The sequence below is a fragment of the Marinobacter panjinensis genome (assembly GCF_005298175.1).
Lineage (GTDB): Bacteria > Pseudomonadota > Gammaproteobacteria > Pseudomonadales > Oleiphilaceae > Marinobacter > Marinobacter panjinensis.
This window is the reverse complement of sequence record NZ_SZYH01000001.1, coordinates 239,532-254,770: the sequence shown is the minus strand read 5'-3', so window position 1 is coordinate 254,770 and position 15,239 is coordinate 239,532. Positions and strand designations below refer to the sequence as shown.

The 15,239-nt window shown below is 57.4% G+C and carries 16 protein-coding genes; 3 read left to right on the top strand and 13 right to left on the bottom strand.

Annotated features, from left to right (window positions below; all coding sequences use genetic code 11):
• Positions 1–9: 9 nt before the first annotated feature.
• The 7 genes from flgG to FDP08_RS01160 all read right to left on the bottom strand — a co-directional run bounded on the left by flgG (position 10) and on the right by FDP08_RS01160 (position 5,997).
• On the bottom strand, positions 10–798 hold the full coding sequence (gene flgG / locus FDP08_RS01190) for a flagellar basal-body rod protein FlgG (protein WP_137434222.1): 789 nt from the start codon (positions 796–798) through the stop codon (positions 10–12).
• Positions 799–882: 84 nt separating this feature from the next.
• Positions 883–1,635 (bottom strand): flagellar basal body rod protein FlgF, encoded by a 753-nt coding sequence (locus FDP08_RS01185; protein WP_137434221.1) that lies wholly within the window; start codon positions 1,633–1,635, stop codon positions 883–885.
• A gap of 82 nt (positions 1,636–1,717) precedes the next feature.
• On the bottom strand, positions 1,718–3,622 hold the full coding sequence (locus tag FDP08_RS01180) for a flagellar hook protein FlgE (RefSeq protein WP_137434220.1): 1,905 nt from the start codon (positions 3,620–3,622) through the stop codon (positions 1,718–1,720).
• A 26-nt stretch (positions 3,623–3,648) separates the two neighbouring features.
• Positions 3,649–4,323, bottom strand: coding sequence for a flagellar hook assembly protein FlgD (locus FDP08_RS01175; protein WP_137434219.1), 675 nt, complete (start codon positions 4,321–4,323; stop codon positions 3,649–3,651).
• 18 nt (positions 4,324–4,341) lie between these two features.
• On the bottom strand, positions 4,342–4,791 hold the full coding sequence (flgC, locus tag FDP08_RS01170; RefSeq protein ID WP_137434218.1) for a flagellar basal body rod protein FlgC: 450 nt from the start codon (positions 4,789–4,791) through the stop codon (positions 4,342–4,344).
• Between the two features lie 34 nt (positions 4,792–4,825).
• Entirely contained in the window at positions 4,826–5,224 is a 399-nt protein-coding gene (gene flgB / locus FDP08_RS01165; RefSeq protein WP_137434217.1) for a flagellar basal body rod protein FlgB, read from the bottom strand.
• Positions 5,225–5,439: 215 nt separating this feature from the next.
• Positions 5,440–5,997, bottom strand: a complete 558-nt coding sequence (locus FDP08_RS01160; protein ID WP_137434216.1) for a nitroreductase family protein — start codon at positions 5,995–5,997, stop codon at positions 5,440–5,442.
• A 205-nt stretch (positions 5,998–6,202) separates the two neighbouring features.
• On the opposite strand from FDP08_RS01160, the gene FDP08_RS01155 reads away from it, so the two are divergent.
• Positions 6,203–7,639: an adenylate/guanylate cyclase domain-containing protein gene (locus tag FDP08_RS01155; RefSeq protein ID WP_137434215.1), complete on the top strand. Its 1,437-nt coding sequence runs from the start codon at positions 6,203–6,205 to the stop codon at positions 7,637–7,639.
• 12 nt (positions 7,640–7,651) lie between these two features.
• Here the strand turns inward: FDP08_RS01155 and queF are convergent, their stop codons facing one another.
• The 3 genes from queF to FDP08_RS01140 are packed head-to-tail and all read right to left on the bottom strand — an operon-like array spanning position 7,652 to position 10,209.
• On the bottom strand, positions 7,652–8,470 hold the full coding sequence (gene queF, locus FDP08_RS01150) for an NADPH-dependent 7-cyano-7-deazaguanine reductase QueF (RefSeq protein WP_137434214.1): 819 nt from the start codon (positions 8,468–8,470) through the stop codon (positions 7,652–7,654).
• 21 nt (positions 8,471–8,491) lie between these two features.
• Complete coding sequence (locus FDP08_RS01145) at positions 8,492–9,265, bottom strand: ABC transporter permease (RefSeq protein ID WP_137434213.1); 774 nt, start codon at positions 9,263–9,265, stop codon at positions 8,492–8,494.
• Entirely contained in the window at positions 9,262–10,209 is a 948-nt protein-coding gene (locus FDP08_RS01140) for an ABC transporter ATP-binding protein (RefSeq protein WP_137434212.1), read from the bottom strand. The genes FDP08_RS01145 and FDP08_RS01140 overlap by 4 nt, the downstream gene beginning before the upstream one ends.
• Positions 10,210–10,424: 215 nt before the next feature.
• Here FDP08_RS01140 and FDP08_RS01135 point away from each other — a divergent pair, with 215 nt between their 5' ends.
• On the top strand, positions 10,425–11,546 hold the full coding sequence (locus FDP08_RS01135; RefSeq protein ID WP_170978944.1) for an organic solvent ABC transporter permease: 1,122 nt from the start codon (positions 10,425–10,427) through the stop codon (positions 11,544–11,546).
• Positions 11,547–11,567: 21 nt separating this feature from the next.
• Here FDP08_RS01135 and FDP08_RS01130 read toward each other — a convergent pair whose 3' ends face one another.
• From FDP08_RS01130 to FDP08_RS01120, 3 genes are all read right to left on the bottom strand, one after another.
• Positions 11,568–12,875 carry a cyclic di-GMP phosphodiesterase gene (locus FDP08_RS01130; RefSeq protein WP_137434211.1) on the bottom strand — a complete coding sequence of 436 codons (1,308 nt, stop codon included), beginning with the start codon at positions 12,873–12,875 and terminating at the stop codon, positions 11,568–11,570.
• A gap of 179 nt (positions 12,876–13,054) precedes the next feature.
• Positions 13,055–13,660, bottom strand: coding sequence for a hypothetical protein (locus tag FDP08_RS01125; protein WP_137434210.1), 606 nt, complete (start codon positions 13,658–13,660; stop codon positions 13,055–13,057).
• 16 nt (positions 13,661–13,676) lie between these two features.
• Positions 13,677–13,949: a PilZ domain-containing protein gene (locus FDP08_RS01120; protein WP_137434209.1), complete on the bottom strand. Its 273-nt coding sequence runs from the start codon at positions 13,947–13,949 to the stop codon at positions 13,677–13,679.
• A 195-nt stretch (positions 13,950–14,144) separates the two neighbouring features.
• Between FDP08_RS01120 and FDP08_RS01115 the strand changes: the two genes are divergently transcribed.
• On the top strand, positions 14,145–15,158 hold the full coding sequence (locus FDP08_RS01115) for a Fe(3+) ABC transporter substrate-binding protein (RefSeq protein WP_137434208.1): 1,014 nt from the start codon (positions 14,145–14,147) through the stop codon (positions 15,156–15,158).
• The last annotated feature ends 81 nt before the right edge of the window (positions 15,159–15,239 follow it).

Here is a 15,239-nt window from a genome sequence, read left to right as displayed (position 1 = left end):
TGCTACCGGTTAACCGATATTGTTGGTGATGAACTGCAGCATCTGGTCCGTTGCGGAGACCACTTTCGAGTTCATTTCATAGGCGCGCTGGGTCGTGATCATATTGACCAGCTCTTCCACCACTTCCACGTTGGACGCCTCAACCATGCCCTGCTCGAGGGTTCCCAGGCCGCCGATACCCGGCTCCCCCTCAGCGGGATCACCACTGGCATTAGTAGCCTTGTAAAGGTTGTTGCCGATCGCCTGGAGGCCCTGAGGGTTAATGAAATTCACAAGGGTAATCTCGCCCAGGTTCACCGGCGCCGCCTGGTCGTTAGTGACTGCAGACACAGTGCCATCCTTACCGATAGTGACGTTGGTAGCATTCTCCGGCACGTTGATGTTCGGCTCCAGGGTGTAGCCATCCGGGTTAACGATGTCGCCGTCGGCATTCAGCTGGAACTGGCCGTCACGGGTGTAGGCTATCTGGCCGTCCGGCAGCAGTATCTGCATGAAGCCACGGCCGTTCACTGCCAGGTCCAGGGGCTGTTCTGTGACCTCCAGGTTGCCCTGGGAGAATTGCTTGGTGGTGCCGACAATGCGCACACCGGTACCCAGCTGAAGGCCGGACGGAAGCTCCGAGTTCTGGGTATTCATCCCACCAGGTTGCCGGTCGATCTGGTACAGCAGATCCTGAAACACTGCCCGGTCCCGTTTGAAACCAGTGGTGTTCACGTTGGCCAGGTTGTTGGAGATGGTGGACATGTTGGTGTCCTGTGCGCTCAACCCGGTTTTGCTGACCCAAAGTGCTGGATGCATGTCATCTACTCCTTGCCGGGACTGTCATGAGGCGGCTGATTATTGCCGCTTTCGTGCCCGCCCGGGCGGTGTTAAACAGGTTTATCAGAGGTTCTGCAACAGTCGTGCCGAAGCCTCGGAATTCTCATTCGCGGTGGTCATTATCTTTACCTGCATCTCGTACTGACGGGACAGCTGCAGGTTTGAAATCATCTCTTCGACGGCATTCACGTTGGAGCTTTCCAGAAATCCGGAAGCCACCCGCATGTTGGCATCCGGTGGCTCGGGACCGTCCAGCGCCTGGTCGGCCCTGCGGCGGATAAAGCCATCCTCACCTTTTTCCAGCGCTTCCCGGGGAGGGTTCACAAGTTTCAGCCGGTCTACCTCGACCAACTGGTCTGGCGGCCCGCCAACGGGCACCACGGAAATGGTTCCGTCTGCACCAACCTGCACGTTATCGAAAGGGGGCAGCGCCACCGGTCCGCCATTTCCCATCACCATCTCACCACTGGAGAGGCGCATCAGGCCGTTCACGTCAATCTGCATGCTGCCGGAGCGGGTAAACACTTCCTCGCCCTGCTGGTTCTGCACCGCCAGCCAGCCGTCGCCTTCAACGGCAACATCCAGCTTGCGGCCGGTATCCATCAAAGCACCTGCAGACAGGTCGCTACCCGGCCTTTCGGCCATGGCATAGGCTCGTGTGGGGTGGTGTTCACCGAAAACCGGCATGCTGCGGGCCTGGGCAAAATCCCGCTTGAAGCCGGTGGTACTGACGTTAGCCAGGTTGTTGGCGTGGGCCTGCTGGGAAAGCATGTTCTGCTTGGCGCCAGACATCCCGATATAGAGGGCTTTGTCCATGGGAAAACTCCTGCCGGAATTTTGACTGTTTTCAGTCTTTCCAGTGTTCCTGCAGGAGTTGTGCCATGTTCAGTTTTCAGGGTCAGCGGAGGTTGATGATTGTCTGGGTGACGGCATCGGAGGTTTCTATGGTCTTGGCGTTGGCCTGATAGTTACGCTGGGCGATGATCAGGTTCACCAGTTCCGCCGAGAGGTCCACATTGGACTCCTCAATGGAGCTGGCCTTGATCGAGCCCAGGGTTCCGGAGTCCGGTGCGCCGATGATGGGCTGGCCGGATTCAAAGGTTTCCACCCAGGTGGTCTCACCCACCGGCGACAGCCCGTTGGTGTTGTTGAATGACGCCAGGGCCACCTGTCCGAGGGACTGGGATTGCCCGTTCGTATAGCGTGCGAACAGGACACCCTGATCGGAGACATCCAGGCCCGAGAGGCGGCCCGTTGCGAAGCCGTTCTGGCGCTGGTCATTCACCCCGAATTCACTGCCGTACTGGGTGGTATTGCCAAGGTCTACCACGAAGGCGGACGTGGTGGGTGGATCAGGAATCGGAGTGGTGACCGTTTCTCCCGGCGCGGGAGGGCCGTCAGCCCCGTTGGGTGTGCCGTCCGCATCCTTCGGTATCCAGTCGTCCACCAGAATTTCACCATTGGGATCGCCATTGACAGACGCCAGGTTACCGTCCTGATCGAACCGGGCCTGGTAGGGATTCTGGTCGGTACCGGCCACGAACTCGCCATCAATCTGCAAGTACACAGACCACTCACTGACCCCCACGCCATTACCCGGTGAAGGCTGCTTGACATAGAACTGGGTTATTTCATGGGAATTGCCCAGGCTGTCGTAAATGGACGTCGAGGTTGCGTGATTATAGGTGCGCTGATCCAGTGGGCTGAACTGGTTGGTGATCTCGATGGTCCGGGCATCCCACGAATCAGTCAGGTTGGTAGCGACGCCAGTTGAGGCAATGTCTGTGATTTCGCGGTCGGCTTGTGGCCTGACGGTGCCAACGGCTGTATCCGGGCCCTGGCTATAGTTGGTGCTGTTATAGCTGGCGGTAAGATTGTTACCACGATTATCAATCAGCCTTAGGGCTCCACCGGTCAGCGATGCGGAAATCGTCGGCGCCTGGGCATCGTTAATGGCATTGACCAGAGATTGCGGGTCGGACACACCAGTTGTATCCACTGGCACTGTTACGCCCCCCACAGCAAGGTTGAAGGCGAAATTGCCGTCACTGATTGCCTGCTGCAAGTTAGCTTCCGACATGCCTTCGTAGGTGGTGGTAGCGGACGCGGAAAGCCCTTCCTGGCCGTTGAGAACATCCACCACATCCGCCGCTGAAAAGTTGGGGTCGGAAGGTGTCTCACCGTTGATGGGCACGCTTACCACGCTGCCATCTTCATAGGTAATCTGAAAGGTTTCAGGAGGAAAGCCGGTGGCGGGGGGTGCAACGGAAAAATCCCCCATATCCGCTACCCTGCGCTCCAGCACCGTCTCGCGCGAGTCCAGGTTTAGGTCCGAACGCAGGTTGGTGGTCCGGCGCGGCGCCAGGTTATCGGTTTCCACCTGAAGGTCACCGCGGATACCGGACAGATTGCCGTCATCATCCGCCACAAAGCCCTGAACCCGCATATTCTGGTTATTGGTGACATAGCCGTCTTTGTCGATGCCAAACTGGCCGGCTCTGGAATAACGGACTTCCCCACCGTTATTGAGCACAAAAAAACCGTCGCCGTTAATAGCCAGATCGAGGCCGTTATCGGTAAAACTGATGTTGCCCTGGCCGAAGGACTGTTTCACGTCCTGCACCCGCACACCATCACCGACAGGGTTGCTACCAGCACTCAGAAAGCCACTGGCGTACAAGTCACCAAACTGGGCCTTGCTACCCTTGAAGCCTACGGTACTGGCGTTGGCAATGTTATTACCGGTGACATCAAGGTCAACCGATGCCGCCCTTAAGCCGCTAAGACCTGTATTGAAAGCCATATTTCACCTCTGGTGTTTCACCGGTATCAGTTAATCTGTTCAACGTCCGACAGGGCGATGGAGCCCATGCCCGCGAGATTCAACGTAATGTTTCCGCCCTTGCCCAGCGAGACGCTGTCAACGTTGGCGCTCATCATGGTGCCAAGCTGCTCGGGCCCGTCCGGGTAGGAGGCCTCAGCCACAACTTTGTAGGGGCCAGGAGGCAAACTGTTGCCGTTGCCGTCCTTACCGTCCCAGCTGAACCCGGTCACACCGGCCTGCTGGGAGCCCATATCAATCTGCCGTACCCGCTCGCCGGCCTGGTTCTCGATGGAGATTCTCAGGCCAGAGGTGCTGGCAGGCACTTCCACGTTGCCGGAAATCTTTCCGTCAGCCCCCAGAATGCCAATGGATGACGGTGCCAGAACGGTACGGCCCACCATGGCGGAAGCCTGCAGCGCCTGAGTGGAGCGGAACTGGTTTGCCACATCATCCACACTGCCGGAAAGGCTCTGCATCTCCTCCAGGGAACTGAACTGCGCCAGCTGCGAGATAAACTCGCCATTATCCTGGGGCTCCAACGGATTTTGATTCTTCAGTTGGGCAATCATCAGCTCCATGAACTCGTTCTTGCCAAGCTCATTGCCGCTTTTGGTCTGCTGTTGATCCAGCTTGTATTTGCTCAGCACATCCGAGGCGTCTGCCGGGTTAATTGCGCTCATGGTTCAATCCTCGCTCGGTTACTGCTGACCCAGGGTCAGGATGCGCTGCATCATGGATTTGGCGCTGTTCATGATGTCCACATTCATCTGGAAGCTACGGGACGACGACATCATGTCTGCCATCTCTTCAACCACATTCACGTTGGGATAAAACACATACCCCTCTTCGTTGGCTGCGGGATGATCGGGCTGGAACCGCATCTGCAGTTCGGCGTCGCTCTCGACGATGCCTTCAACCCGGACACCGGCACCCGGACCTTCCTCGCTACCGAACGCCAGGCCCTGTTGGGACGGATTCAGCATGGACTGCTGAATGGCCGCGAACACGGGCTTGCGGGCACGATAGGTCTGCTCGGTACTGGAACTGGCAGTCTCCGCGTTGGCGATGTTGGACGCAGTGGTGTTCAGCCGCAGTGACTGGGCTGTCATGCCGGACCCGGCGATATCGAAAATGCTACCCAGTGACATGGTGTTGCTCCTCAGTTATTTGACTGCGCCCGGATCACTGACCCGAGAGTGCCTTTTTGATGCCTGTGACTTTGCCGTTCAGGAACTGGAAACTGGCCTGGTAATCCATGGCATTGCGCATGAAGCGGGTCTGCTCCTGCTGCGTATCCACGGTATTGCCATCCACTGAAGGCTGATTCGGAACCCGGTACATCAATTCGCTGTCCTGGCCCATGGGGGACGTGTCCATATGGGACTCGTGAGTCCGCGTCATACCGAACCCGCTCATGCCCTCCTGGGCTTTTTCCATCATCGCCTGAAAGTCGATGTCCCGTGCCTTGTAGCCCGGCGTGTCAGCGTTGGCGAGATTGTTTGCCAGCACTTCGGCACGCTTCACCCGCCCCTCCAGGGCGTGCTGATGAATGCCTAATGCTTTGTCCAGGGAAATAGCCATATTGCCTCCGATTCCTGCACCCGGCGTTGTTCGCATTGCCGTTTGTGCCTTTTGCAGGAGTAAAAGCAATCACGATGCCAGTTTTCAGGAGTTGTTGCGGGGCGCGGGCTGTGGCGAGGTTCGGGTCAGTGAGGTGGCGATGAGGTGGAGAGAAGTATGGCGAAAGCGGCAAGGGATTTCCCCCACCGGAGCCGGCAGGGGCAAGCCGTTGGCAACTAGCGCGGCCAGCGGCTCACAAATTCTTTTGGATCGGGCCTGGGCACCGGGGGTTTGGCTGAGCTAACGCTGCCGGTGTATAGAAAGCCGGTAATCGTTTCATGATCCTCCAGCCCGAGGCCTTTGGCGATATCGGGATTGTATGCCAGGCCACCGGTGCGCCACATGCCACCATAGCCGGCAGCTTCCAGCGCCAGCAGCAAATACCCCATACCAACGGCGGCTGACATGGTCTGCTCTATTTCCGGTACCTTTGGGTGCGTCTGGTGAGAGACGATGCCCACGATAATCATCGGCGCCCTCAACGGGTTCTGGCGAAGCTTATCCCTCACCTTATCCGGGGCATCCTCATCACAGGTTGATGCAAACAGTTCGCCCAGCGCTGTCAGGGCTTCCTCGCCTTCAATAACCAGATAGCGCCAGGGCCGCAAAAGCGCATGGTCCGGCGCCCTCGCGGCGCAGGCGAAGGCTTTTTCCAGGGTTTCTGCATCCGGTGCCGGCGCAGCCAGGCGCGACTCCGAAGACCGGTTCAACAAAGCATCCATTACTGCAGTCATAGTGTCTCGCTGTGGTTGTCTGAAAGCCGTCAATTCAGGCCTCAATAGCCCTTACGAATTGTGGGGCAGATGTATTACTGTTAGTCTTTAGTCTAAGTACTTTCCACGATAAAAAGTACTATCTACCCTAACAACGAAAAAAAGCCGGTAGACACTTTATGAGCCAACAGCAACGCTTTCGCAACTTCCCGGATTCGCTTCTGACATGATGAGCGCCCCGATTGACCTGCGTAACGCCAGTTCCAGCGCCAGCAAGGCCACTGTACTGGATTCGCAGAACAACCCGATTGCCATTCCCCCCATGCCGGATTACAGCGGCAGGATTCTGGCATACACCACAACTGCCGGCATCATTGTTTCGGGCATCCTGCAGGATGTATTTGGCCTGTGGATGTTGTGGCTGCTGGCCGGCGCTCTCACCTGGCCCCACATCGCCCATCAGCTTACCCGTAAAACCTTTCTGCGTAACTCGCCCCGTATCCGGCAGAAAATGCTGCTGGTGGATTGCGCCATCGGGGGCGGGTTCGTCGGCTGCATCGGGCTTATTGCCATTCCGTCGGTAGCCGTCGTGCTGATGCTGATGTTCAGTTGCCTGATCATTGGCGGTATTCGCCAGTGGCTGCTCGGCACGGTCATCATGGCAGCGAGTATTGCGATCGGCGTGGCCATTGTCGGGCCGGCAGCCTCGTTCCAGTCGCCGATGATTACCAGCATTATTGCCATATTCGCCACAGGGCTCTACATCTGCGTTACTGCCTTCTATTCCCACCAACAGGCCCGTGCCCTGATGATGGCAAAGACCCAGATCCAGAATCAACGGGAACAGTCCATCGCACTGTCCCACAAACTGTCCAAGTACCTGTCACCCCAGGTGTGGCAGTCCATCTTTACCGGTGAGCGGGATGTGCGGCTGGAAACCCAGCGCAAGAAACTGGCGGTGTTCTTTTCCGACATCAAGGGCTTTACCGAACTGTCCGAAGAAATGGAACCGGAAGCACTGACCGAACTGCTCAACCACTACTTCAATGAAATGTCCGAGGTGGCCCTCAAGTACGGTGGCACGATCGACAAGTTTGTCGGCGACTCCATCATGATCTTCTTCGGCGACCCCACCAGCCGTGGCCAGAAAGAGGATGCCTTCGCCTGTGTGTCCATGGCCGTGGAAATGCGCAAGCACATGAAAATCATGCGCCAGAAATGGCGCAGCCAGGGCATCAAGACACCGCTGGAAATCCGCATGGGCATCAGTACCGGCTATACCACAGTGGGCAACTTCGGCGCCGAGAATCGTATGGACTACACCATCATCGGCAAGGAAGTGAACCTGGCCAGCCGCCTCGAATCCCTCGCCGAGCCCGGTGAGATCCTGATCTCCTACGAGACCTTCTCGCTGATCAAGGACCGCATCATGTGCCGGGACAAGGGCGAGATCACGGTGAAAGGCTTCGGCCGCCCGGTATCCATCTACGAGGTGGTGGACTTCCGCCGGGACATGGGCCCCAACCGCAGCTTCCTGGAGCACGAACACAGCGGCTTCGCAATGTACCTGGACTCGGAAAAGATCACCGAGCGGGAACGCGAGTCTATCCTTTGCGCCCTGGAAGACGCCGCCGAGCGCCTGCGCCAGGAGGAGGATTCCTGACGCGCCCGCCCGTTACTGCCGGATCAGCCTCGGCCCTGCTGCGTCTTCCGGCTCAGTGCTACGCCAGGGGTTGATATCCAGCCCTCCCCTTCGGGTATACCGTGCGCAGACCGACAGGCGTTCCGGTTTGCAGCGAGCCATCAGGTCCGTGAACAGGGTTTCCACACAGTGCTCGTGGAAGTCCTGCTTCTGACGAAAGCTCACGATGTACTGCAGCAGCCCCGCCCGGTCGATTGCCGGGCCGGTGTAGTCGATCATCACCGTGGCCCAGTCCGGCTGGCCAGTTACCGGGCAGTTGCTCTTCAGCAGATGTGAGCACAGTTTTTCAGAAACCACATCGCCACTGGCCGTCAGGCTGTCCGGGTTATAGTCGTAACCCACGGATTCCGGTTCCTCATCGTCAATCAGAACGAAACCTTCCGGTCGACCGATCGCTCTCGCGCCCTCATCAACGCTGTGCAGGTCCACCGCCACCGACGCTCCGCTGGCGCTGGACAAGTCGCGCACAATCACATCCCTGACCTGGTCGGCGGAGGAAAACACCGTCTGGTTGAGGGAATTCAGGTACAGCTTGAGGGACTTGGACTCAATGATGGCCGGCGATGCCGCAGGCACGCGGATTTCCCCCCATGCCACCGCGGGTACACCACCCGGCCGCAGCCAGGAAATTTCCCAGGCCTGCCAGAGATCTTCACCGAACCAGGGCCAGCGACCATCCTCCAGACCAATGCGGCGGCGGTTTTCATCCCGGGCGACAGGGAACAGCAGTTGCGGATCGTAGGAATCCGGGTAATCGCTGGACTTGCCCAGCGGGGCATCAATAAGGGCCATGAGAAATCCTGGAACCAGACATCAGTGACGAATGCCCTTGCCGCGCGCCAGCATACGCAGGGAAATGGCAGACAGGATGGCAATAAACAACAGAATCATACCAAGAGCAATGTATGGATTGACATCCGACACCCCGAGAATGCCATAGCGGAAGGCATTTACCATGTACAGAATCGGATTGATCATCGACACCCCCTGCCAGAAGCCCGGCAGCATATCGATGGAGTAGAACACCCCGCCGAGGTACGTCAGCGGCGTCAGCACGAAGGTCGGCACAATGGAAATGTCATCGAACTTGGTAGCCAGCATGGCGTTGATGAAGCCACCCAGTGAAAACAGTGCCGAGGTCAGGAACACCGTGAGGATCACCATGGGCAGGTGATGAATCGACAGCTCGGTAAAGCCCAGCGACAGCAGCGTCACGATAAGACCAATGCCCAGTCCCCGGGACATGCCGCCGGTGACATAACCCGCCAGAATGATCCAGTTGGGCACCGGCGACACCAGCAGTTCCTCGATGCTGCGCTGGAACTTCATGGAGAAGAACGAAGATACCACGTTGGAATAGGAACTGGTGATCACCGCCATCATGATCAGCCCCGGAACGATGAACGACATATAATCGAACCCGCCCATCACCCCGATTCGGGAGCCGATGAGGTTGCCGAAAATAATGAAGTACAGCGTCATGGTGACCGCCGGCGGCAGCAGCGTTTGCGGCCATATCCGCGTAAACCGGCGAATTTCCCGGGTCACGATGGTCTTGTAGGCCGTCAGCATTGCATCCGTTCTCATGCGGTTTCTCCCTGTTTCGCAGTGCTGGTGTTGTTGTCCTCCACCATGCGAATAAACAACTCTTCCAGGCGATTGGCCTTGGTGCGCATGCTGACCACACGGATACCCTGCCGTTCAAGCTGAATGAACATGCCGTTCAGGCTCTGGCCCTTCTCCACGTCCACCACCAGCGCGCCCTCACCGTCCAGATGGCCGTAGAAGCCATCAAGGTCCGGCGCTTTCTCGAGCGGTTCGGCAGTATCCAGCACAAAGGTTTCTGAACTCAGCTGCTGCAACAGTTCCCGCTTGCTGGTGTTCCGCAGGATCCGGCCGTGATCAATAATCGCGATGTTGCGGCACAGGGCTTCCGCCTCTTCCAGGTAATGTGTGGTGAGGATAATGGTGGTGCCCTGGCGGTTCATTTCCTCGAGGAAGGTCCACATCGAGCGGCGCAATTCGATATCCACACCTGCGGTGGGCTCATCGAGGATCAGCAGCTTTGGCTCATGCACCAGTGCCCGGGCAATCATCAGCCGCCGCTTCATACCACCCGACAGCATCATCGCCGGGGTGTTGCGCTTGTCCCACAACCCGAGCTGGCGCAGATACTTTTCCGCGGATACCGATGCCTTTTTAAGAGGAATGCCGTAGTAGCCCGCCTGGGTGGTGACAATGTCGAACACCTTCTCGAACTGGTTAAAGTTGAACTCCTGAGGCACAACGCCCAGGTTCAGCTTGGCGTCCGAGAGATGGGTGTCGATGTCGGAGCCGAACACACGGACCTTGCCTGCACTCTTGTTCACCAGCGAACAGACGATACCAAGGGTGGTGGACTTGCCAGCGCCGTTGGGGCCCAGCAGCGCGAAGAAATCACCTTCGGCCACATGCATATCAATGCCCTTGAGGGCCTGGAAGCCGTCGCCATAGGTCTTGACCAGACCTTCAATTTCGAGTGCGTTGGTCATAATGAGTCCAGTAGAACAAAAAAACAGGTAGCTATAAGTTGTGGCCCGGAAAGAGAAATTCAAGTAGGCAGCGCACTGCCGGGCCAAAATCATAAAAACCCCAAACTGCGACAGGTTTCCCGATATGGCAGAAGCGGCGTCCTTATAATGCCGGTTACAACAATTTACAAAGGCTCTGCTACGCAGGCCAAAACGTCAGGAATGTACGCGCTGCCATGAGATCCGCTCACTTCAAGTCCGCTTTACTGCCTCTGGTCTCTGTCCTGCTTCTGGCCGGCTGCCTCGACGATGACGGAGGTGATAGTGGTGACGGTTCCCGCACCGGCCAGATCATGCCCGCGGGCATTTCCGGGTTGTCTTACTCCACAGCGAGCCGTAGTGACACCACTGACAGCGAGGGCCGCTATCGTTATTTCCCTGGCGAAACCCTGACCCTGAAAGTCGGCAACCTGGAACTGGCAGAAGGTGTACCCGTTCAACCCGTGGTCACACCCCTGGAATTCTTTCCGGACCTGCGGACCGCATTACAAATCCCCGGAACCACCGCCGAGGGGCTTCAGAGCCACCGCATTACCGAGCAGCAGCTTCTTCTTGATGTACCGTTGATCAACCTCACCCGCTTCCTGCTGGCACTGAACTGGAAGCTGAACATCTCCAGTGGGGAAGGCATCGAAATTCGCGAGCGTGTGATCACCCAGCTGAATGTGGCACTGGCCGAACTGGACGAGCCGATAGACTTCCACGTGCCCCAGGACGAATTCGAATCAGCCGGCAATGATACCTCGCCCGCCAACCAGGTGCTCAGCCGCATCTGCTTCTTCCCGGAGGGCAATGAACTGTGCGAAGCCCCACCAACCGATGAAGAAATCGCTGCCGCTCCGGAACGGCCCGAAGACACGGACGAGCGCGATGAAGACGTTGAGTATCGGGTGGACCTGGAAAACAAGCGCGACCGGATCATGAATGCGGTCCGCAGCCTGGACGATGCCGACGTCGACGACGCCAGGAATTACCTGACCCGGGAACTGGACACCATCACCACCCGGCTCGCCAACCGCTACTATCTGGACGATGACGTAGTCGAATTCCCCGCTACCGATACCGCTATCAAAACAGTCAAGGTAAAGAAAATAGGCGGGAAACCTGAGCTGGCGGATATTGAATCCGTGAGCACCCGGAGCCAGGACGTGGTCGTCCATTCCTTCGGCTGGCAATCAGCTTCGGTTGACTATTTTGTAGCGGGAGAATCGGGAGGGGAATCAGAACTACTGGTCAATTTCCGCCCGGACGACACCTATCGTTGGGTGAAAAAACAGCTTCGCGTCATTATCGAATAAATGACCCTGCCGGCGCCCTTCTCAGGCGCCGACAATCCGGGACAGGTTCCAGCGAGACTCTGCCCCGGTCACGTCATAATGTTCCGGATGCAGCCCTTCTGTGCCGTCTGGCAGACACTCGGCAATGGACAGGGCTTCGTAGGCGTTGCGACCCTCGTTATACTTCGCCAGGTCCACAATCCGGGCAGACTTGAGGGGATGGTGGGCGCGATCAGTCATCACCATGACCTTCGGCCACAAGCGGCGCTCCGGGGTATGGGAAACCACAATTCCGCGCTGACCATCCGTCAGTTCAACCAGGCTGCCGGTAGGATAGATACCAATGGCCTGAATGAACTGCTCTGCCAGGTCTTCCTGGAACTCGATGTTGCGCATGTCGTACACCAGATTCACCGCACGGGCGGGCGTCATCGGCTCACCCGCATCGCGGGGGCCGATCAGAGTCTCGAAGTACTCTGCCAGTCCGGCAACCTTGGCCAACAATGGAATTCTGTCGCCCCGGACACCTTCCGGGAAGCCGGAGCCGTTATGGCGCTCGCGATGCCCCTGCACAACACTGACAACAGCCCGAGATACTCCGGTGTCCGCCAGTTTCGCTACCCCTTTTTCCACATAACTGCGGTAAAGCGCGAAATCATCAGCGTTCAGTTTGCCCTCATTGCGGAGAATGCGGCCCGGAAGGTCCAGCTTGCCGATCTGCGATAACAGGCAGCCGAGGCCCAGGTGGTTCAGCAGGCCTTCGTTGAGGCCCAACTGACGGCCGCAGACCAGCGCCCAGACGGCGGTATTCAGGGAATGCCGATAGGTGTAATCGTCGTGGTGGCTTGTCCGGCTTAGCCAGAGCAGTGCATCAGGATTGCGAACGGCACTTTCGACCATTCTTCGCGTAACCGCAGCCACTTCCCGCAAGTCGGGTGTGGCCCCTGCCTGAACTGACTCAAAAACCCGGTGAAGAGAAGCTTCGGCATCCATCATGACCTTTCTGGAAACCTTGAGCTCTTTCTTCATGGTGGTGACGTTTTCGTAGCTGACCGGCTCCTTGATACTCAGCGGGGGCAACTGCACCTCTTCGCGCTTGTTTCCCTTACGCTGGGGCTTGCCCGCGACGAAGCGACTGCCGGAAAAATTCTTTTCGATGTTTTCACGGGTTTCTTCAACGTCTACAACAACCCACTTGCAGTACGAAACCAGTGAACGGATGTCATCCTGGGACCGGATATGGAAGCCCTGGATCGGGAAAGGCGTCTGATGCCACGGGCGATCGAGATCGGACACAAACATGCCGATTTCAAGATCCTGGACAGCTACTTTCTTTTGGCGGACTCCCACGGGACACCTCTGCACGTGTACGAATCGATACTGACCATTGTGACGGTCCCGGTGAAAGAGTCCATTACATTTTTGTAGTGCAAGGTAACCCGAACGCGACAGAGGGTAACGAAAACTATCAACGGGAAACAAAGTGTAGCAATGTGACAACCCTCACAATTAAACACATTGTCAGAAAACTAGTCGTTATCCTCGCAGACAGCATCATCCAGTTCCGGCGGCCGGGCATTGAGCCTTCCCCGCGGAGACTTGCGGCTATAGATGGTATAGGGCACCGCAGAGGCGCGAATATAGTCGATGTGCTCACTGTCATCACCACTGCCACGGACTGTGCGGGCCGGCTGACAGGACACCAGCAACCCCAGGGACGAGTCGATATCCGTTATCCGTGCATCCGGTTCACCGGGGTTGATCGCCATACAGCGGGTACCCGGCCCTGCCGGCGTGTCGTTACGGGCCAGGACATCCTCACCCTGAACACCACAGGCGCGAATGCCATTACCGCAATCGGCCCCGCCGGCCTCATCATGGCTGTCATCCACCAGCCGCCACTTGCGGGCACTGCACTGGGTTTCAATGGTAATAGGCGTGGACTTGTTATCGACGACCCACCAGCCAGGATATTCGGCAGTCTGCCAGGTGAGCTTTACCTGACGAGCCTCCCCCTGTGAGTTTTCGGCCGGGAACACAGCATAGTGGCTGTAATAGGAGGCACATCCACTCAGAAGCAGCGGCACAACCGCCACGCAAAGGCTCAGGGAACGGAAAAATCCGGGGTATTTCATACTGATAACATCCGTATCACTGGTCTGCGAACTGCAAACCGAATCCATCATTGGTCTTGCGGACCACCACCATATCCAGCACCGGGGCCGGTACTGGCAGGCCCTGTACCTGCACCTGAACCTGGTCGCCAATCGATGGCTCGAACGGCTCGGTGTCCACCACCACAAAAACACCGCCGTCGGATATATCTCTGGTCGAGAACACGAATTCACCAAGTTCTTCATGAGTCACGCGGACCTTCGCGCTCATCGCTGTGCGGTTGTGTACTCTGCGATCATTCCCAACCATAGTCTGTGTTCCCACCACTTTTTGCATAGTTTTTATAGTCTTCCGAAGCATAGCACCATTTTTGAAAGAATATGGCATAGGTGTATTGACACTTGGCTGAACAGAAATGAGAATGGTTGCTGTTTTTAAACATTGCTGAATCTCACTACAGTTCAGCAAGCCCCCGCTTACCGGAACCATTAAGGAAGGTACAACATGCGTCTGAAACTTGCCGCTACCGCTATTGCAGCAGCCTGCGCCCTGCCTGTTCAGGCCAGCGCCGACGGAGAGGTCAACATCTACTCCTACCGCCAGGCCTATCTGCTTGAACCTCTTCTGAACGCCTTTGAAGAAGAAACCGGCATTGAAACCAAGGTGGTATTTGCCAAGAAAGGACTGGCAGAGCGTCTGGAACGCGAAGGACGTAACAGCCCGGCTGACCTGGTGATGACCGTGGACATCTCCCGACTTAACGAGCTGGTCGAGCGGGACCTGGTACAGGGCGTCGACAACGACACCCTGGAACAGAACATCCCGGAAAACCTGCGTCACCCGGATGGAAAGTGGTTTGCACTGACCACCCGTGGCCGTCTCATCTTCGCCTCCAAAGAGCGTGTTGAAGAAGGCGAGATCACAACCTACGAAGGCTTGGCCGACGACAAGTGGAACGATCGCATCTGTACCCGCAGCGGCAAGCACCCTTACAACATTGCCCTGTTCTCATCCATGATCGCCCACCACGGTGAGGAAAAAGCGGAAGAGTGGCTGACAGGCCTGAAAGACAACCTGGCGCGCAAGCCCCAGGGCGGTGACCGTGACCAGATCAAGGCCATCCACGCCGGCGAGTGCGACATCGCCATCGGTAACAGCTACTACTACGGCAACATGCTGAACGACGAAAACCAGCGTGAACAGGCAGAGGCGGTACGCCTGGTATTCCCCAACGCTGACGGCCGTGGCACCCACATCAACATCAGCGGTATCGCACTGACCAACAGTGCCCCCAACCGCGACAACGCCGTTCGCCTGATGGAGTTCCTGTCCACACCGAAGGCCCAGAAGATCTATGCCGAGGCCAACACCGAATACCCGGCCAACCCGGACGTGAAGCCGTCTGGCATTGTCGCCGAATGGGGCGACATCAATCCGGACGACCTGTCCCTGCAGGAAATTGCAGAACACCGCAATGCAGCGGTGAAGATGGTGGATCGCGTTGATTACGACAACTGATTAAACGCTCTACCCCAAAAAAGCCGGGACGTTGGTCCCGGCTTTTTTGTACAATCGCGGCCCTGAGCTTTTCATGAACCC